This is a genomic window from Streptomyces sp. NBC_01454, from assembly GCF_036227565.1.
Lineage (GTDB): Bacteria > Actinomycetota > Actinomycetes > Streptomycetales > Streptomycetaceae > Streptomyces.
Genome location: NZ_CP109460.1, coordinates 5,386,727 through 5,405,411, shown reverse-complemented (window position 1 = coordinate 5,405,411; position 18,685 = coordinate 5,386,727). Strand labels below are relative to the sequence as shown.

At 72.1% G+C, this 18,685-nt stretch carries 11 protein-coding genes; 5 read left to right on the top strand and 6 right to left on the bottom strand.

Annotation, left to right across the window (positions count from 1 at the left end):
* Window positions 1–32: 32 nt before the first annotated feature.
* The 4 genes from OIU81_RS23905 (at window position 33) to OIU81_RS23890 (ending at window position 5,924) form a co-directional block, all read left to right on the top strand.
* Window positions 33–620: a helix-turn-helix domain-containing protein gene (locus OIU81_RS23905; protein WP_329151132.1), complete on the top strand. Its 588-nt coding sequence runs from the start codon at window positions 33–35 to the stop codon at window positions 618–620.
* A 468-nt stretch (window positions 621–1,088) separates the two neighbouring features.
* A complete protein-coding gene (locus tag OIU81_RS23900; protein WP_329151130.1) occupies window positions 1,089–3,521 on the top strand; it encodes an Orn/Lys/Arg decarboxylase N-terminal domain-containing protein in 2,433 nt (810 codons plus the stop codon).
* A 199-nt stretch (window positions 3,522–3,720) separates the two neighbouring features.
* Window positions 3,721–4,167, top strand: a complete 447-nt coding sequence (locus OIU81_RS23895; RefSeq protein ID WP_443074034.1) for a TerD family protein — start codon at window positions 3,721–3,723, stop codon at window positions 4,165–4,167.
* 362 nt (window positions 4,168–4,529) lie between these two features.
* The gene (locus tag OIU81_RS23890; protein WP_329151128.1) at window positions 4,530–5,924 is read left to right on the top strand and encodes a transcriptional regulator; all 1,395 of its coding nucleotides are present in this window, start codon (window positions 4,530–4,532) and stop codon (window positions 5,922–5,924) included.
* Between the two features lie 277 nt (window positions 5,925–6,201).
* Here the strand turns inward: OIU81_RS23890 and OIU81_RS23885 are convergent, their stop codons facing one another.
* The 6 genes from OIU81_RS23885 to OIU81_RS23860 form a co-directional block, all read right to left on the bottom strand.
* Window positions 6,202–6,642: an ATP-binding protein gene (locus OIU81_RS23885; protein WP_329151126.1), complete on the bottom strand. Its 441-nt coding sequence runs from the start codon at window positions 6,640–6,642 to the stop codon at window positions 6,202–6,204.
* A 637-nt stretch (window positions 6,643–7,279) separates the two neighbouring features.
* The gene (locus OIU81_RS23880) at window positions 7,280–13,630 is read right to left on the bottom strand and encodes a type I polyketide synthase (RefSeq protein ID WP_329151124.1); all 6,351 of its coding nucleotides are present in this window, start codon (window positions 13,628–13,630) and stop codon (window positions 7,280–7,282) included.
* Window positions 13,631–13,666: 36 nt separating this feature from the next.
* Window positions 13,667–15,001, bottom strand: a complete 1,335-nt coding sequence (locus OIU81_RS23875; RefSeq protein WP_329151122.1) for a beta-ketoacyl synthase N-terminal-like domain-containing protein — start codon at window positions 14,999–15,001, stop codon at window positions 13,667–13,669.
* Window positions 15,002–15,080: 79 nt separating this feature from the next.
* Window positions 15,081–15,287, bottom strand: a complete 207-nt coding sequence (locus OIU81_RS23870) for a DUF5988 family protein (protein WP_329151120.1) — start codon at window positions 15,285–15,287, stop codon at window positions 15,081–15,083.
* Between the two features lie 383 nt (window positions 15,288–15,670).
* Complete coding sequence (locus OIU81_RS23865) at window positions 15,671–15,937, bottom strand: hypothetical protein (protein ID WP_329151118.1); 267 nt, start codon at window positions 15,935–15,937, stop codon at window positions 15,671–15,673.
* Window positions 15,938–16,074: 137 nt separating this feature from the next.
* Entirely contained in the window at window positions 16,075–16,782 is a 708-nt protein-coding gene (locus tag OIU81_RS23860) for a hypothetical protein (RefSeq protein ID WP_329151116.1), read from the bottom strand.
* Window positions 16,783–17,626: 844 nt separating this feature from the next.
* Here OIU81_RS23860 and OIU81_RS23855 point away from each other — a divergent pair.
* On the top strand, window positions 17,627–18,676 hold the full coding sequence (locus OIU81_RS23855; protein WP_329151114.1) for a tyrosine-type recombinase/integrase: 1,050 nt from the start codon (window positions 17,627–17,629) through the stop codon (window positions 18,674–18,676).
* Window positions 18,677–18,685: the final 9 nt, after the last annotated feature.

Genomic DNA, 18,685 nt, shown 5'->3' with positions numbered 1-18,685 from the left:
CGCCCCACCAAGGACGGAGGACCGCGAGACTCATGGCAGCCCGGCCCATCCTCCCCGTGCCGCTGACGGCCGACGCGGACCTCATCGCCGCGTTCGAGGTCCTCGGCCAGAAGTGGACCGGCATCATCCTCCACACCCTGGCCACCCGACCCGCCCGCTACGGCGAACTGAGCACCGCCATCGAGCGCATCAGCACCAAGATGCTCGCCGACCGGCTACGCGAACTCGTCGAGACCGGGCTCGTCACCCACGCCCAACTCCCGCCCGGGCCCGCCACTTACACGCTCACCTCCGACGGGCGGGCCCTGCTACCCGCCCTGGAACAGATCCGCTGCTGGTCACAGCACCGCACCCGCACACCCCGCCACTCCCCCGGAAAGGCGCCCCCCGTGTCCGCACGCACCCTGCCCGAAGCCACCTTCGCCCGCACCGTCCTGGGCTCCGCCCCCGGCCTCGCCCTCGCCCACGGCGCCGGCAGCAGCGTGGCCGGCACCTACGGACCGATCCTGGACGGCCTGGCCGCCCACCACACCGTGGTCGGCGTCGACTACCCCGGCAGCGGCGACACTCCCCGCTCCACCATGCCGCTGTCGCTGTCGCTGGACGAGCCGAGTACCTGACGATGATGGCCCTGGGCGCCGACTCGCTGGAGGCGATGCCGGACCGGCATGCAGCCCCACTCCTGTCACCCACCCTGCGGCGCCCCCGCCTTGACGGCGCCTCACGTTCTCGGGGCGGTGGGGCGGGGCGCACGCAGCACATGCCCCACCAGTCCTACCAGTCCCACCAGCCCCAGCAAGTGCCTTCCGAGCACTTGACCGTAGGTGCGAGTCCTGCCGGGGGCGCCGGCGGAGACCCTCCCACCGGAGGGTCTTTTTGCTGGTCAGGGCATATGTAGCCGCGCACGCGGAGGAGCTGGACCCGACCCTTCGTGGATGTGGGTGGCGCGGGCAGTACGGGCCCGAGTCCGGTTCCCTCAAGGGTGTGGTTTGACAGGGGTTGGGAGGTGGTGAGGGGGGCTGTCGCGTTGGCTGGTGGGAGGTCGCGTGGTGCGGCGGGGCGAACGGCGAGGGATGTGGAGGGGCAGCATGGCGGACGGGGTGGTTCTGTTTGCGGTGGCGGAGGTTCCGGGGGGCGGGGGTGTCGGGGCCGAGCAGTTGCGGCGGATCAGCGGAGAGGTGGCGGCCTGCGGTTTCGAGGTGCGGTGGGCGTCGACGAGTGAGGATGCGCAGGCGGTGCTGCGCACCGAGGCGGGGCTGGCCGCGGCCGTGGTGGACTGGGGTCTTCCGCAGGGCGGCAAAAGCACCGGTGAGCCGGGCGGCGCCGATGTACTGCGCCGGATCGACCGGCGGTTCCAGAATCTGCCGGTCTTCCTGGTCACGGCCGGCGAGGACCTCGAACACCTGCCGCTGTGGGTGGCCGAGACAGTGATCGGCTACATCTGGCCGCTGGAGGACACCGCACGCTTCATCGCCGGACGGGTCACGAGTGCCGCCCGCAGTTACCAAAAGGAGCTGCTGCCGCCGTTCTTCACGGCGCTGCGCCGCTTCGACCACGCGCACGAATATTCCTGGCACACCCCTGCCCACTCCGGCGGCGTCGCCTTCCTCAAGTCACCGGTCGGCCGGGCCTTTCACGACTACTTCGGGGAACGGCTGCTGCGCAGCGACCTGTCGATCTCGGTCGGGGAACTCGGCTCACTGTTCGAGCACACCGGCCCGGTCGGCGCGGCGGAGCGCAACGCCGCCCGTGTGTTCGGCGCCGACCGCACCTATTTCGTCCTCCACGGCGACTCGACCTGCGACCGCATGGTCGGTCACTTCAGCGTCACCCGCGACGAGATCGCGCTGGTGGACCGCAACTGCCACAAGTCGGTCCTGCACGGTCTGGTGCTCTCCGGAGCCCGGCCGGTCTATCTGGTGCCCACCCGTAACGGCTACGGCCTGGCGGGCCCCCTGCCGCCCTCCGAGGTCCAGGCGCAGTCGATCGCTTCCCGGATCGCCCGCAACCCGCTCGCCCGGGGCGCGGTTTCCCCGGAGGCCCAGTACGCGGTGCTCACCAACTCGACGTACGACGGCCTGTGTTACGACGCGCTTCAGGTCGCCCGGGCCCTCGCACCCAGCACACCGCGGCTCCACTTCGACGAGGCCTGGTTCGCGTACGCCCGCTTCCATCCCCTGTACGCCGGGCGCTACGGCATGGCGGTGGGCCCCGACACCTTCCCCGGCCCCGAACGTCCGACCGTTTTCGCCACCCAGTCGACGCACAAGCTGCTGGCCGCGCTGTCGCAGAGCGCCATGGTCCACGTCAAGCCCGCTCCCCGGGCGCCGGTGGAGCACGACCGGTTCAACGAGGCGTTCATGATGCACGGCACCACCTCGCCGCTGTACCCGATGATCGCTTCCCTGGACGTGGCCACCGCGATGATGGACGGGCCGCAGGGCCGCTGGCTGATCGACGAGGCGGTGACCGAGGCCGTCCGCTTCCGCCAGGCCGTCGTACGCACCGGCCGGCGCATCGCGGCCGCCGGTGACCGGCCCGGCTGGTTCTTCGGTGTCTGGCAGCCCGACAGCGTGGTCGACCCCGCCTCCGGGGAGCGGCTGCCCTTTGCCGACGCCCCGGCGGAACTGCTGCGCACCGAACCCTCCTGCTGGCAGCTGGAACCCGGTGCCGATTGGCACGGCTTCCCCGGCCTGACCGAGGGCTACTGCCTGCTCGACCCGGTCAAGGTCACCCTCACCTGCCCGGGTATCGACGCCGGCGGGCGGATGGCCGACCGGGGCATCCCCGCACGCGTCCTCACCGCCTATCTGGCCACCAGGAACATCGTGGTGGAGAAGACCGACAGCTACACCACTCTCGTCCTGTTCTCCATGGGGATCACCAAGGGCAAGTGGGGAACCCTGATGGACGCCTTGATGGACTTCAAGACGCTCTACGACCAGGACACACCGCTGGAGCGCCTGCTGCCCGAGCTGGTCGCCGCCCACCCCCGGCGCTACACCGGCTCGACCCTGCGCGAACTGTGCCAGGAGATGCACGACCACCTGCGCGAGGCCCGCCTGGTCGAGCTGCTGGACACCGCCTTCCAGGAACTGCCCGAGCCCGTCACGCCGCCCCAGCACTGCTATCAGCGCCTCATCCGCGGCGGGACCGAGCGGGTACGGCTGGCCGACGCGGCCGACCGGGTCGCCGCCGCCATGGTCACCGTCACCCCGCCCGGCATCCCCGTCCTGATGCCCGGCGAGAACACCGGCACCCCCGACGGTCCGCTGCTGCGCTACCTGGCCGCCCTGGAATCCTTCGACCGGCGCTTCCCCGGCTTCCACAGCGAGACCCACGGCGTCACCCTCGACCCGGACACCGGCGACTACCTCATCGAATGCGTGCGCCGGATCCCGGCCCAGCAGGCCGGATGCCCCGCCGGAGAGGCAGGGAAGGTGCCGGCGCCGGCGTCGTCCTCGGAGGAGCCGGATCCGGCGTCGTCCTCGGGCGGCTCCCGGCAGGCCGCAGCAGGCTGATAGCGGGAGCAGGGCCCGGCGGTGTGGGCGCGGGGCGCTCACCCCGTCGGGCCGTTGTCGTCGGAGGGGGCGGCGCCCCCACGCCCGCTCCCCTGCCGCGCTGGGTCGCCGGGCGGCGGGGCCCGCTCGTGGTTCCGCGAGGGGGCGTCATCGACCTGCCGGACCAGCAGCTTTCGGCCGTCTGGCACCTCACGGCCTCATGGGCGCAGCGGACCACCTGCGAGGACCTGGTGCCCTTCCTCGTCGACGAGGACGAGCAGGTCTCCTGCGACGAGGACTTCCTCTTCCACGGCGCCCCGGAGAGCCCGGACGGATCCGTGCGCCTCCTGGCCGACGGGCCGAGCAGTCCCTCGCCGTCCGTCCCGGCGCGCTGCCGGCCGCCGGCCGCAAGGTCGTCATCGCGGCCGCCGTCGACGGCATCCGCACCTTCGGCGAGGTCGGCGCGCTCCAGATCACCGCGGGCTGCGGCAGCAGCGCCCTCCCCCTCGCGCAGTCCGCTCTCGACGCCGCCACCACCGAGCGCACCCTGCTCCTCACGGAGCTCTACCGCCGGGGTCCGCGCCGGCGGTTCCGGGCCGTGGGGCAGAGCTACGACCACGGGCTGGACGTGCTCGCACGGGGCTACGGGGTAGACGTCGAGGAGTGAGCGCGGGCCGCTCCCCGGCGCACCGGCGGGGGGTGCGCCGGGGGCGGAGGGTGGTGCCGGCGCATGGCCGGAATCTGCACGCGTGACGGGGGGTGCGGAGGCGGCGCCCGGGGGTGGGTGGTTGTGCGCGGTGTGGGGTGGTGTGCGGTGAGGGCTCGGCCGGAGCGCGCGGGACAGGCCGGCGTGAGTGGCACATGACTGAAGCCCCTTGATGCACCTGTGCTACTGCGCGCAACGCCCAGGCGGCGACTTGACTTTGGTCATCGCGATTCAGTCCTGGTTGTTGGGTAAAGACTGACCCATCCCGTTCTCTCTGGATATGCCAACGTGAACCGTTGGCGGCATGTGCTTGGAGGCGAACCATGGCCGCCCGACCACTCGTCGCGCGTCAGACCAACCAACGACTGCGGTCGCTCATCCAGGAAGCCTCACTGTCCAACTCCGCGCTGGCGCGCCAGGTGAACGTCCTGGGAGAAGCACAGGGCCTGGATCTGCGGTACGACAAGACCTCCGTGAGCCGGTGGCTCAGCGGTCAGCGGCCACGCGGCCGGGTGCCGGCCGTCATCGCCGAGGCACTGAGCGGCAAACTCGGCCGCACGGTCTCGACCGAAGAGATCGGCATGGCCAACGGCAACAGCGTGACCTGCGGGGTCGGTCTCCACTTCGCCGCCACGGTGGACGACGCACTGGAACAGGTCCGTGAACTATGGCACATGGACGCCGAATCAAGGGGGCTTTTGTCACGTTCGGCCATGACCGCGTCGGCGCTGGTGGAACCCAGCAGGGACTGGCTGATCAGCTCCCCCGATCCCCAGGTGGCGCGCCACCGGCCGCTGGGGCCGCGGGTGGGCATGACCGATGTGGAGCTGGTCCGGGCGACCACCCAGGCGCTGGCCGAACTCGACCACCGGGTGGGCAGCGGCTACGTCCGGCCCGTGGTGGTGTCCTGTCTGAGCAGTGTGCTGTCCGGGCTGATGGCCGGGAGCTACGGGGAGACCACCGGACGGCAGTTGTTCGCCGCGGCCGCCCGGCTGACGGAGCTGGCCGGGTACACGGCCCTGGACATCGGGCAACCGGGCCTGGCGCAGCGGTATTACATCCAGGCACTGCGGCTCGCGCAGGCCGCGGACGACCGGTGCTACGGCGGTTATGTGCTGGCCGCCGGGCTGAGTCACCTCGCCGTGGGCGCGGGCTGTTCCCGGGAGGCGGTGCAGCTCGCCCGGGCCGCGCAGGAGGGCACCCGGGGGCGGGCGCCGCTGGCCGCGCAGGCGATGTTCTACGCCACCGAGGCCCGCGGCTACGCCATGCTCGGGGACGCCAGGATGTGCAAAATACTGGCGGACAAGGCGATGGAGGCGATGACGCAGGTCGTCCCCGGGGACGGTCCCGAGTGGATCGCACATTTCGACCGGGCCTATCTGGCCGACGAACTCGCGCACTGCTACCGGGATCTCAAGCAGCCGCGGCCGGCCGCCCGGCGGGCCGAAGAGGCACTCGCCCGGCATCCGCGGACCCGGGTGCGCCGCCGGGCCATCGATCTGCTGCTGCTCGCCACGGTGCTGGCCCAGGCCGGCGACGTGGAGGAGGCCTGCCGGGCGGCGATGGAGGGGGTGGCCCTGCTCGGCAGGCTGAAGTCGGCGCTCGGGGAGCGGTATCTGCAGAGTTTCCAGGACGAGCTGAGGCCGTTCGGGGACACCGAGCCGGTGCGCGCGTTCGACACCCTCGTCCTGGAGAGCGGTATGCGGGTATCGCGGTGACAGCGGTGCGGTGGCACGGCGGAGAGAGTCCGGTAGTCCCGGCGCCGACGGCCGGGCGGCTCGTCCCGGCCCGCGGGGAGGCGGTGGGGTAGCCGGTGCCGGCCGGCCGTCGGCTGTAGGGAGTCACCCCGAGGGGTGCAGCGGCACGGTGTACGGATCGCCGGCCGGCGGTCCTGAGCGCCGCTTGTGGTGTTCGGTCGTGGGGTGCACGCCGGCCTCCGGCCACGGGAGCGGGCGCGTTGCGGGGTGAGGGCCGCCGGGGACGGCCTCAAGGGGCTTACGGCACCATGCGCCGGTGCACTCCGGCCGACAGCGGCACCGCGGCCCAGACCGTGCAGCCGCTGTCGGCCTCGATACTGCGGCCCCAGCACGCGGAGGACATGGCCACCAGCTCCAGACCGCGGCCGTGTTCCTGTTCCCCGCCCGGGTGGCGCACCCGGGGCACCGACGCCGAACCCCCGCGGTCGTGCACCTCGATGTGCAGCAGGTCCTTTGACCTCCATATCCGGCAGGTGACACGGGTGCCGGCGGAATACTGGATCGCGTTGGTGCACAGTTCCGACAGGACGAGCAGCATGAGGTAACGGGTGTCGTCGTCATGGATCCGTTGTCCGTCGAGCCAGGCGCGTGCCAGGCTGCGGCACACCGGCACCGCCCGCTTCAGCGCCGGCAGCCGGAAGGCCACACGTGGCGCGGAACTCCAGCAGTCGGCGGGCACGATCTCGCTTCTTTCCCGGGGCCAGTTCGCGATATGCCGGACGGCAACAGTGACTTCGGCGGAATGCATCGTGGTGGGTAACATGACTACCCCTTTCCTGTGTACCTCATGGACTTCGATGTCGCTTTCGCCTCATGAAGCACTGCCAGCGGCATCGCTCGGGCTGTCCTGGCGGCCTTCGAAGTGCGCCGCGCCGCCGGTGTGTACCGGCCCTCTTTTCAGCTTTGCTTTCCCTTGCAATTCAAGCAGTGCGTATGCCTGTCCGGAAGGCGCACAGTGCAGCGAAGGGAGCAGCCGGGGAGGGGGCGGAGTGAAATACTATGACCATAAAAAAACGGTTGCGCATTTCCGGCGATGCAGGTGACGGAAATGCGCAAGGTGGCACCGGTAAGGTGGCGGCGAGAATGTATCAGGAATTCCGACGGTTTTGCACCGGCCGGGCCGGAGTGCTTCGGCGGCGTGGGGGTGTCGGCGGGCCGGGCGCCCTGCGTGGGGGCCCGCTCCTGACGTCCAACGACGCTTCCAGGGCATGGAGTTCAGGGCGCCAGGAGCGCCGTGACCACACCCGTCACGGGGGCAGGGCGAACGCCCGGCGGGCAGGTGCCGCCCGCCGGGCGTTGCCGCGGAAACGCTGCGGCTAAGCCGCCGGCAAATCCAGTCCCAGCTGTTCCGCGATGCCGGCCGCGAGTGCGGCCAGCGTCGGGTGTTCCCAGACGAAGTTTCTCGGCAGGGCGAGGGAGAAAGAGCGGTCGAGGCGCACCCGCAATTCCATCGCCAACAGCGAGTCGAATCCCAGGGACTTCAGCGGGGTCTGCGGATCGAGAGAGCTTTTCCCCAGCCGGAGAACATCGCGGACATGGCCCGCGATATGGTCTTCCAGAGCGGACCGTCGCGCCAGGCCGGTGGGCAGGGCGGCGAGTTGGGCACGAATGTCCTCCGTGTTCTGTGACGCGGCCACATTCTGCTCCTCCGGCGGGACCTCACCGGACATCGCGCTGAAGAACGGGAGGTGCCGGCCGGCGGGCGGCACCCAGGTTTCCGGCGGGCCGGGAATCACCCCGGTCTGCACCCGCCGGTGGGACAACAGCGTGTGCAGGGCCGCCAGTCCCTGGTCGGTGGGAATGGTGCGGTATCCGCGGCGGCTGAAGTCGGTGGCGACACCGATCTCGCCCCACGGGCCCCAGTTGACCGCCACCGTGGGCATGCCCTGTGCGGAGCGCCAGGCGGCGAACCCGTCGAGCCAGGAGTTCGCCGCGGCATAGACGCCCTGCCCGGGGTTGCCCAGCAGCGAGGCCATGGAGGAGAACGCCGCGAACCAGTCCAGGGGATGGTTCGCGGTGGCGTGGTGGAGGTGCCAGGCACCGGCCACCTTCGGCAGCCACACCCGCTTCAGCTGGTCGTCGGCGACATTGGTGATCACGGCGTCGTCCAGCACCATGGCGCAGTGCACCACACCGTGCAGCCGGAAGCCGTCGGTCACCGCGGTGGACACCAGGCGCTCCGCGGTGCCCGGATCGGCGATGTCACCGAGGACCACCGACACCTTGGCGGTCCGGCCGACCGTCGTGGCCAGCGTCTGTGCGACATCGGGCGCCGGGGCGGAGCGGCCGTTGAGCACGACATGGCCGGCGCCGTGGCCCGCGAGCCACTTCGCCGTGGCCAGGCCGAGGCCGCCCAGTCCGCCGGTGACGATGTACGCCCCGCCCTCCTGCACCGGCATCTCCAGATCGGGCAGCACCGCCGGGGCGTCGCCGGTGCCGGGCACGGTCAGCACCAGCTTGCCGACGTGGTCGGCGGCCGCCATGGTGCGGAAGACCGTGGTGGCCTCGGACAGCGGATACTCCGTGCAGTGCAGGGGCTTGAGCCGGCCCTCCTCGAACGCGCCGAGCACCTCGCGCCACACCGACGCGAAGGTGTCGGGCCGGTTGCGCTGGAGCTCGATGAGGTCGACGGTGCTCAGGGTGACGTTGTGCCGCAGCGGCAGCATTCCGAGCGGGGCGTCCGCCATGATGTCGCGCACCCCCAGCTCCACGAAGCGGCCGAACGGGCGCAGTGTCTCCAGGCCGGTGCGGATGGCCGCCCCGGACAGCGAGTTGAGGACCACGTCGACGCCCTCGCCGTTGGTCGCCTCCCGGGTGCGTTCGCCGAACTCCAGGGTCCGGGAGTCCATGACGTGGCGGATGCCCATGCCGCGCAGATAGCGGCGCTTGTCCTCGCTGCCGGCCGTGGCCAGCACCTCGGCGCCCAGCAGGCGGGCCACCGCGATCGCCGCCAGACCCGTGCCGCCGGTGGCGGAGTGGATCAGCACCCGCTCCCCCGCGGTGAGCCTGGCGACCGTCCGCAGGGAGTACCAGGCGGTCAGGAAGGCGATCGGCAGTCCGGCCGCGGCCACCGGGCCGATGCCGAACGGGATGGGGGCGACCGTCTCGGCGGGCAGGGTCAGGAACGAACCGAAGGCCCCGCCGCGCAGATCGACCGCGATCACCTCGTCGCCGACCCGCACCCGCTCCACCCCCTCGCCGACCGCGCTGACCACACCGGAGCACTCGAAGCCGATCCGGTAGCGGACGTCCAGATCGCCGGGGAGCAGGCCCATGGCGGTGAGCACGTCACGGAAGTTGAGGCCGGCGGCGGTGACCTTGACCTCGACCTCGCCGGGCCGGGGGGCGCGCCGCGGGGTGGCCGCGTACTCCAGACTCGACAGATCGCCGAGCCGGGAGGCGCGCAGCCGGAACCCGTCCACCCCGTGCTGCACGGTGCAGGCGGTCGCGGCACGGTCCGGTGCGCCGGCGGTCGGGGCGTGTGCCAGCCGGGCCACGTACCGGCTGCCGGCCCGCAGCGCGACCTCGTCATCGGCCGCGTCGGCGAGCAGTTCCAGGGCCACCTCCTCGGGTGCGGCGTCCTGGGCGCCGGTGTCCACCGACACCGGCCGGACCTCGGGGTGTTCCAGCGCGCCGACCCGCAGCAGCCCGCGCAGCGCGCTCTGGCCGAGGTCGACCTCGTCCCCCGGTACGACGCCGCGGGCCCCGCGGGTGACGACGTACAGGCGGGGCGCGCCGGTGGTGGTGGCGGCGAGCGACTGCAGCGCGCCCAGCAGCCGGCGGGTGCGCCGCAGGGACCGTCCCGTCGGGTCCTCGCCGTCCGGGGGCCCGCAGAGCAGCACCACGCCGCGCGGGGCTTCCAGGGTCGCGGCCAGGCGGCCGGTGAGGGCGTCGCGGAACGAGGTGAGGGAGCCGTCGTCGAGCGCGCGGTCCCAGACCACCGTGCGGGCGCAGTGCTTGCGCAGCGCGGCGGCCAGGGTCTGGGCCGCGCCGTCCGCCTCGCCGACGACGACCCAACTGCCCGGTGCCCGGCCGCCGTCCGGCGTCACCCGGGGGGCCTGCTGCCAGCCGATCTCCAGCAGCCAGTCGTCGAACGCCGCCGCGGTCCGCGCCGCCCGCCGGGCGAACCGCAGCCCGTTGACGACGAGGACCACGGCGCCGCCGTCGTCCAGGAGGCGCACGTTCGCGACTATCGCCTCCGGGGTGATCTCGCTGACGTGTGCGTGGCAGTACACGGCGCTCGCGGGGTCGCCCAGGATGCGCAGCGCCTGCATCCGCACCGGCAGCACCAGCGCCGAGTCCTCCTCGTTGATCAGCGGCGCCACGGCGAGCTGGGCGCACAGGTCGAGCAGGACGGGGTGCAGCGGCAGCCCGGACGGCGGGGTGTCCGCCTGCGGCGGCACGGCGACCCTGGCCCAGAAGCTGTCGTTGTGGCGTCCGGTGTGCAGTTCGCGCACGCCGTTGAAGGCCGGGCCGTGTTCCAGACCGCGCCGGCGCAGGCTGTCGTAGAGCGCCGAGGGCTCCACCGCCAGCGGATGGCGCACGCTCATCGCCTCGACGGACCGCGGCCGCAGCTCGGGGCGCACGCTCAGCCGGTGCAGCACCGCCCGGGCCTGCCGTTCCCAGCCGCCGCTCTCGTTGCGGGCGAGGATCTCGCACGTCCCGCGGTCCGGTGCGGTCAGGGTGACGACGGTGGAGACCTCGGTCTGCGGGCCCAGCCGCAGCAGTTGCTCGAAGTGGACGTCGGTGACCTCCACCTCGTCGGGTGCCGCGCCGAACACCTCACAGGCGGCCGCCAGGGCCAGTCCGCAGTGCGCCGCTCCGGGGAAGACCGGGTTGTCGTGCACCTTGTGGTCGGCGAGCCAGGGCAGCGCCTCGGTACCGGCGTCGGCGCGCCAGCAGTGCCGCACGGGTTCGCCGGGGAACTCGCTGTGCCGGCCGGGCAGCGGGGCCCCGGGCGCCTCGGTGGCCGGCGCGGAGACCGGCGCGGCGTCGGCCCAGTGGTGGCGGCGGTCGAAGGTGACGGTGGGGGCGTCCACGAGGTTGCCGTCGTCGTACAGGTACCGCCAGTTCACCGGCACACCGGCGCAGTGGGCGGCGGCGAGCTGGGTGCGCAGCGTGGTCTGCTCGTCCTCGTCACGGCGCAGCGTGGGCAGGACGACGGGGTCGGTGGCGAGCCCGGCCAGGCTCCGTTCGACGGAGTGGGTGACGACGGGGTGCGGGGAGATCTCGGTGAAGACCACGTGCCGGTCGGCGGCCGCGGCGGCCACCGCCTCGGCGAACCGCACCGGGCGGCGCAGGTTGTCGCACCAGTAGTCGGCGTCGAAGGCGGGGGTGACACCGGCGTCGACGACCGTCGAGTACAACGGCACCTTGGGCGAGCGGGGTGCGAGTCCGGCCAGGGCCGTCCGCAGCGCCGGCAGGACCGGGTCCACCAGCGGGCAGTGCGAGGCGACATCCACGGCGATCGGGAACACCGGGATCTTGCGGGCCTCCCAGGCGGCGGCCAGCCGGCTCACCTCCGTGGTCCGCCCGGCCACGACGGTGGAGTCGGGCGAGGACAGCACCGCCACCGACACGGTCTCGGCCGCGCTGTCGGCGAGTTCCTGGCGCACCGTGGCGGCATCGAGCCCGACGCTCAGCATGCTGCCGCTGCCGGCGATGTCGCTCAGCAGCCCCGAGCGCCGGCAGATCACCCGGACGCCGTCGGCCAGGGACAGCGCACCGGCGACCACCGCCGCCGCGACCTCGCCCATGGAGTGGCCGATGACCGCGGCGGGTTCGACGCCGTGTGCGCGCCAGGTGGCGGCGAGGGCGATCTGGAGGGCGAAGAGGACCGGCTGCACCGTGCCGCAGCCCTGGACGGGCCTGCCGTGCCGGATCACGTCGAGGACGGAGACCTCGCTCTGCGCCGCGATGAACTCGTGGACCTCGGTCAGCGCGTCCAGGAAGGCCGGCTCGGCCTTCAGCAGTCCGCGCCCCATCCCGGGCCACTGGGAGCCCTGGCCGGAGAACACCCACACCGGCTGCCGCTCGACCGCGGCGCCCACGGCGCCGGTCACCACCGCCGGGTGGCGCTGCCCGGCAGCGAACGACCGCAGGGAGCCGATGAGTTCACGGCGTGCGGAGGTCACCACGCCCATCCGGCCGCGGCCCGCGCAGCGCCGCAGGGCCAGGGTGTGCGCGAGGTCGTGCAGCGGGAGGTTCGCGCCGTCGCCCTCCATCCAGTCCGCGAGCCGGGTGGCCGCGGCCGGCAGCACGTCCGGGGAGCCGGCCGAGAGGAGGAAGACCTCGGACGACGGCTGCGCGGGCCGCCCGGAGCTGCGGCGTTTGACGGCCGGGGCCTGCGGGGCCTGCTCCAGCAGGACGTGGGCGTTGGTGCCCGAGAAGCCGAAGGAGGACACCGCGGCCAGCCGGGTGGGGGTCCGCAGCGGCCAGGCGCTCAGCTCGGTGGGGACGAACAGCCGGGTGCCGATCGCCGAGATGGCCGGGTTCCAGCGCCGGAAGTGCAGATTCGCCGGAATGGTGCCGCGCTGCAGACACAGCACGCTCTTGATCAGTCCGGTGACGCCGGCGGCCGGTTCCAGATGCCCCACATTGGTCTTCACCGAGGTCAGGGCGCAGCGGCCGGGCCCGTTGCCGTAGACGTCGGAGAGGCTGGCGAACTCGATGGGGTCGCCCACCGGGGTGCCGGTGCCGTGGGTCTCCACCATCCCCACGTCCCGCGGGTCGACCCCGGACTGCGCCAGCGCGTCCAGATACAGGGCCCGTTGGGCCGTCACCGAGGGTGCCGCCAGCCCTTCGGAGGAGCCGTCCTGGTTCGTGGCCGAGCCGCGCAGCACCGCCAGTACCCGGTCCCCGTCCCGTACCGCGTCCGTGAGGCGTTTGAGCACCACCACACCACAGCCCTCACCCCTCACGAACCCGTCGGCGTCGGCGTCGAACGTCCGGCAGCGCCCGCTCGAGGACAGCATGCCCATCCTGGCGAACGACCGGGTGATGCGCGGCTGGAAGGTCAGGGTGACGCCGCCGGCGAGCGCGAGGTCGCACTCCCCGGCGCTCAGCGCCTGGCGTGCCATGTGCACGGCCACCAGGGAGGAGGAACACGCGGTGTCCAGCGCCACGCAGGGCCCCTGCAGCCCGAGCAGATAGGAGATCCGCCCGGCGGCCACACAGTGGCCGTTGGTCAGGATCGACCCCTCCAGTTCCTGGGGGTGCCCGGCGAGGTGATCCATGTAGTCGGTGTAACTGATGCCGGCGAAGACGCCCGTCGGGGTGCCGTTCATCCGGTCCGGCGGGAGGCCGGCGTGTTCCAGGGCCTCCCAGGTGACCTCCAACAGCAGGCGGTGCTGGGGGTCGAGGACATCGGCCTCGCGGCCCGAGACGCCGAAGAACGCGGCGTCGAAGCCCGTCACATCGCGCAGGAAGCCACCCTGCCGGGGGGTCGCTTCCCCCTCCACCGGCCCCGGGAGCCCCCCGGGGACCAGGCGCCTTCTCTCCGCGGGCAGTTCGCCCACCGCGTCGCGTTCATCGACCAGCAGCCGCCACAGGGCCGCGGGCGAATCGGTGTCGCCGGGAAGTCGGCATCCCATGCCGATCACGGCGATGTTCTCTGTTCCGGGTCCGGGTTGCGTCCCGGCTGTCGGGCCGTGCGTGTTGTTGCTCATCGGGGTCTCCGTACGTGGGAGGTGATCTGCCCTTCGTCACACGGCTTCCGGGCTGCCGAGAAGGATGGCGTTCTTCACGCCGCCGACCTGGTAGTTGAAGGACAGCGCGTAGTCGAAATCGAGCGCGCGGGTCCGGATGCCGGGGACGGGGTCGAAGGGCAGTCCCTCGGCGGGCTGTTCGCAGTTGGCCGTCGGGCACACCTGGCCCCGTTCGAGCATCATCAGCGTCATGGCGACGCCCAGGCAGCCGGCCGGTGCGCCGTTGTGGCCGAAGCAGCCTTCCTGGGACGTCATCAGCACCGTGCTGTCGGGCCCGTACAGCTCCTTGACGGCGTTCGCCTCGAAGGCGGTGACGACGACATTGCCGTCACTGCCGCCGTGGACGTAGGGCACGTCGTCGATGTGCCAGCGGTCGCCGAGGCAGCGGCGGACGGCGGTGACGAGTTCCGCGCCGGTCTCGTCGCACGCCAGCGGGTTGGCCAGCCCGTCGCGGGTCATGGCGGTGGACAGCACCTGTCCGTAGACGTGTGCACCGCGCCGGGCGGCGTGCTCCCGGCTCTCCATGATCACGGTGGCGGAGCCCTCGCCGTGGTTGATGCAGTCCGCCCGCCGGTCGTAGGGCCGCATCAGGGAGCGGAAGGACGGCAGCAGTTCGGGCATGCCGGTGGTGCGCAGCGAGTCATAGGTCTGCTGCGCCCCGCTCAGCAGCCGCTCGATGTTCTGGATGAGGTGGACGTTGAACACGTCGACCCCGGTCACGACCGCCACCTCGACCTCGCCCTGGGCGATCATCCGCCGGGCGTTGCCGATCTGCACGGCAGACGAGGCACAGCCGCACGAGACGGTGTAGCAGGGACCGTTGGAGCGGGTCAGTGCCGCCTGGACCAGTGCGACGTCCGAGGGCGTCACGGCTTGTTCGGCGGCGACGAACAGCTCCATGGCTTCGGCTGCGGTGGTCTTTCCGGGATCGGCGCTCAGCACCGAAAGATAACTTTCGACGTTCGCGTCCACGCCGCCGCGGCCCACCAGTATTGCCGCTTCGCTCAGCGCCCCGCCGTGAAATGTCAGCCCGGCATCCGCGGTGGCTTCCGCCATCGACACCAGACCGAAACGGTGGGCCGCTGTGTAATGCCGGGAGAAGAACGGGGGGACATCCGGGAGGCGTTCGTCGAACATCTCCTGGGTGAGCCCCACCGAGCCGTAGTACACCTCGTCACGCTTGAGGCAGGATTGGCCGTTGGAGACGACGGCCCACATGTCGTCGGCCGTGAAGACCGGCTCCGTGCGGCCGGGCAGACAGAATCCGACACCGGTCACGACCACATTCCGGCCGTCGCTTCCGCTTTCCGGGTTCCCTGACGCTCGCTTCATGACCGGACTCCTTCACTCCTGAGATTCCGCATGTTCCTTCTCCTCTTCACTTGGCTTTCTACTGCGGACCGCACGGCGCCTACTCGGCGATTTGCGTGCGGTAGCACCAGCGGTAGACGGGGACCGGCTCTCCGCCGACGTCCGCGTATTCGCCGTAGAATTCGAAACGCTCGTAGCCGTTGCCCCGCAGGATCCTTATCGGATCGTTCACGGCGTCGCGTGCGTGCTCCGGCAGGGAATTTCCCTCCGGCCCGTCGACGAGGATCACCATTGTTCTTTTCGCCATGTCGTTCTCCGCTTTTCTGTCGCAGTGGGTTTCTGGGGCGGGCGGGAGGTGCCGTGGGGGGACCCGGGGTGCAGTCACTGCGGGCTGCGGCCGAGGGGACGGCGGCGCCACCGGACCGGCCGTGTCCGGTGGAGCGACGGGGCGAGGGGCGATTCGCCGGAGGCGGTGGTGCGGTGATGCGGTGGTGCGGTGGTGCGCTGGAGCGGGCCGGCTGGTCACGGCGGCGTCCATGGGGGGGTGGAACGCCGCTTCGGGTGCCCGGATCCGCTGCGAGGCGGACGGCCCGGAGGCGACGGTGTGCGGGGCGGCGGCCGCGGGGCGGCGGTGCCGGAGGCCCGGTGCCGGGGAGCCGCTAACGGACCCGCGCCGGGCGCACGCCGGTCTCAGATGACCGGCCGTGTCACGTAGGTGAAGGCGCCCCGGTCGCGGGCGGAGGTCCCGTCGGCGTGGAGCACGGCGCCCACCGGGCCGGCCGTGCCACACGGCGGCGGGGTGGGCGCGGAGGCGTCGGAGGGGGCGGACGCGGGGGCGGCGGCCGTCTGCGGGTGCCCGCATGGCTCCGCGGTGGCCTCCGCGGGGCCGCTGCCGGTGGGGGGAGGGGGGACCGGGGCTCCACCACCGGTGGACCCCTGGTGCGGGGAAAGAGGCATCGCTGTTCCTTGGCGTCGAGGTTGTGGGACCTACCTGGAGGTGCCGTGGGGGCCGGCGGGAACCGGTCGTGGCGGCGGGCGGCGGAAGCCGGTCCGGCGGAAGGCACCGGCGGGGACGCCGGGCGGAGGGAGCGCCGTCAGTCGGTGCGGCCGGGGACGGAGCCCCGCGGGGCGCGGGGGTCCGGGGCGGTGTCCCGGGCCGCGGAAGCCGGCCGGGCGGCCGGGGTGTGGGGGGTGTGGGGGGTGTGGGGGGTGTGGCGGGGGCCGGCGTCGTGGCCGGCGGCCTTCGGCGCCCGTCCGGCGCCGGTGACGAGGGACTGGCCGCCTTCGCCGCCGGTCACGTAATTCATCTTCGGTAAAAGGGACATGGGGAAGACCGCGGCGACGGGAGCGGCGATATCGCGGCCCGGGGAAGGGAAGGGGGCGCGGTCACCGCGGACGGCGGTCCCGGGCGGTACGAGGCGTCCGCCGGCACCCGGGAGGGGCACCGTTCCGCGCGCCGCGCGGAGGCGGAGCCGCCCGCGGCGCCGGCCTCGGGCGGGGGCGGTGCGCGGTGCCGCCGGGCGCCACGTCGCGGTGGTGCGCCGGAGCCCCGTGACGCCCGAACGTGCGGCATTGCGGGGGACGTTGAGGGGGGAGGTGCCGTACGGCACCGGGGCCGGACCGCCGTCGACAGGCGGGTGGGCCGGGACGACCGGGGTGGTGGACGCCGTGTGCCGGGAAGGCGCCGGGGCCATGACACTCGTGTCGCTGACGGAGGCGCCGGGAGCCGGTGCCGCCGCGGTGAGGCTCAGGATCCCGGTGCGGGCACCGTCGATCCAGCGAAGGAAGGGAAGAGTTCGCATGAAGCCCCCTGACCGAATGTGGGGGCCGATCAGCCGGTGCCGAGGAATCGGCACCGGCTGACGGATCCAAAACCCTCTACCGGGGACGCCCATACGGCATCTCGGTCTGACCGCAACCAGGCGCTGGGGCCGGGCCAACGGGTAGGCCAGGTGCCGCTCCCCGGAGAGGATGGGCGGCCCACCGGTTGGATGGAACTAGTTATCCATGCGGCTCGTCGCGCTACAACAGTCAATCGATAAGGCCACCCGTTCGGAGCAGCGCGAAAAGTGGAAACTCGTACCAACTTGCGCAATGGCCTTAGTAGATGCCTTTATTCCAGACATGACTGATGAAGCGTTTGATTGCAGACCGCTCCCTCCCGGTCACCACCAGGAACCGCCTGCCCCGGCAAGGCGGCCGCTTGTCATTCTTGTGCGCGGAACGCATCAGGACCGGCTTGCCGCCATTAGGCGGCCGGCGTCGCCGGACCCCCACGACCATGACAACGGAAGTCATTACAGCATCGAAGACCCCTCCTCCGCAGCTACATCTCCCTTTGCGATTGGTCGAGTTGGCGCCGCGCCCACAATTCTCCCGTACCTGTGACTGATCCGCGGGAGGCCGCCGGGACGGACCGTCCGTGCTGTGGAGCTCGGACTTTCGCCGGCCTTGGGGCCGGCCTCGTCCCCCCTCCTCGGTGGAGAGCACGCCAAAGTGCTCTCCACCGGAGCGCACAGTTCACCGCACTGCCCCTGGGCGAGATGCGACCGGATTCCCCGATTCCGATTTCGCGCTCACGAGTGATTCGCGCCATCGGTACCGGCCGGCTGAATAACTCCCCGATCAGACAAGGGTGATTCGATAATGAACAACGATGCCGGGTATCCGTTTCCCCCCGAGGACGAGACCCATGCGATGTCACTCGCCGCCTACGGGGAGCGGCGGTGGCCGGCCGCGATGCACGGTCTGGAGACGCTGACCATGTCCCCGTACCAGGCCGGGTGGCGACTGCGGGTCGTTCCCAGCATCGGCCACGTCCCCGTCCGCGAGGTCACCCGCCGGGTGGTCAATCGCGCACTGCACTGCTGGATCGCCGACGAATGCGGCCTGTCGACGGTGAAGAACAGCCTGGCCGTGCTGGTCCGCGTCCTGGAACAGGCCGTCCGCGACGGGGCGCTGGACGCCAATCCGGCCCGGGTGGCCGGCTGGCAGCAGGAGTATCAGCGTGCGCAGCGCGAGCGCACCACGCCCAGGGCGCTGGCCCTGCCGGACGTGCGGACGCTGGAGCGGCTGGCGGCTTCGCTCGTGGAGCGGTCCTCCGACGGCTATCAGGGCTGGGGGGATGCCGTCCGGTTCGCCGCCTGGACCGGCACCCGTTTCAGCGAGGTGTCCGGCCTGCAGGCCCAGGACATCGACGTGAGCACCTGGACCTGGCACGTGCAGCGCTTCACCGTGTCCGAACCGGACGGCCCCGGCGACCGGGCCTGCCGGGGCCGGCACCAGCGGGTGGTGCCCCTGCGCCCCGCCGTGCGGGAACTGACGGCCGAGCGGCTGGAGGCGGCGCGCCACACCCCGCAGGCCCGGTTGTTCACCGGCCCGGACGGGAGCCGCTTCACCGCCGCCGTCCTGCGGGACAGCACCCGCTGGGACGACGTGGTGACCGAACTCGGTCACGAGTACCTCCGGCGCCAGGACCTTCGCCACACCGGACTGACCTGGATGGCGGACGCCGGGCTGCCGCTGCCCTTGCTGTGCGGCGCCGCCGGCCGGCCCCTGGAGGACGCCCGGCGGTATCTGCCCCCCGACCGGCTCCCCCTCCCTGCGCAGAGCCACGGCGAACCACCGGCAAGCCAGGCCCCCGTCCCCACCCAGGGCGGGGGCCGAACCCTTTTCCTCCCACGGCCCCATGGGTGACGACACGGT

Coding starts and splice junctions, on each gene's coding strand:
- OIU81_RS23905 (WP_329151132.1), top strand. CDS start 33: ATGGCAGCCCGGCCCATCCTCCCCGTGCCGCTGACGGCCGACGCGGAC.
- OIU81_RS23900 (WP_329151130.1), top strand. CDS start 1,089: ATGGCGGACGGGGTGGTTCTGTTTGCGGTGGCGGAGGTTCCGGGGGGC.
- OIU81_RS23895 (WP_443074034.1), top strand. CDS start 3,721: ATGGGCGCAGCGGACCACCTGCGAGGACCTGGTGCCCTTCCTCGTCGA.
- OIU81_RS23890 (WP_329151128.1), top strand. CDS start 4,530: ATGGCCGCCCGACCACTCGTCGCGCGTCAGACCAACCAACGACTGCGG.
- OIU81_RS23880 (WP_329151124.1), bottom strand. CDS start 13,630: ATGAGCAACAACACGCACGGCCCGACAGCCGGGACGCAACCCGGACCC.
- OIU81_RS23875 (WP_329151122.1), bottom strand. CDS start 15,001: ATGAAGCGAGCGTCAGGGAACCCGGAAAGCGGAAGCGACGGCCGGAAT.
- OIU81_RS23870 (WP_329151120.1), bottom strand. CDS start 15,287: ATGGCGAAAAGAACAATGGTGATCCTCGTCGACGGGCCGGAGGGAAAT.
- OIU81_RS23865 (WP_329151118.1), bottom strand. CDS start 15,937: ATGCCTCTTTCCCCGCACCAGGGGTCCACCGGTGGTGGAGCCCCGGTC.
- OIU81_RS23860 (WP_329151116.1), bottom strand. CDS start 16,782: ATGCGAACTCTTCCCTTCCTTCGCTGGATCGACGGTGCCCGCACCGGG.
- OIU81_RS23855 (WP_329151114.1), top strand. CDS start 17,627: ATGAACAACGATGCCGGGTATCCGTTTCCCCCCGAGGACGAGACCCAT.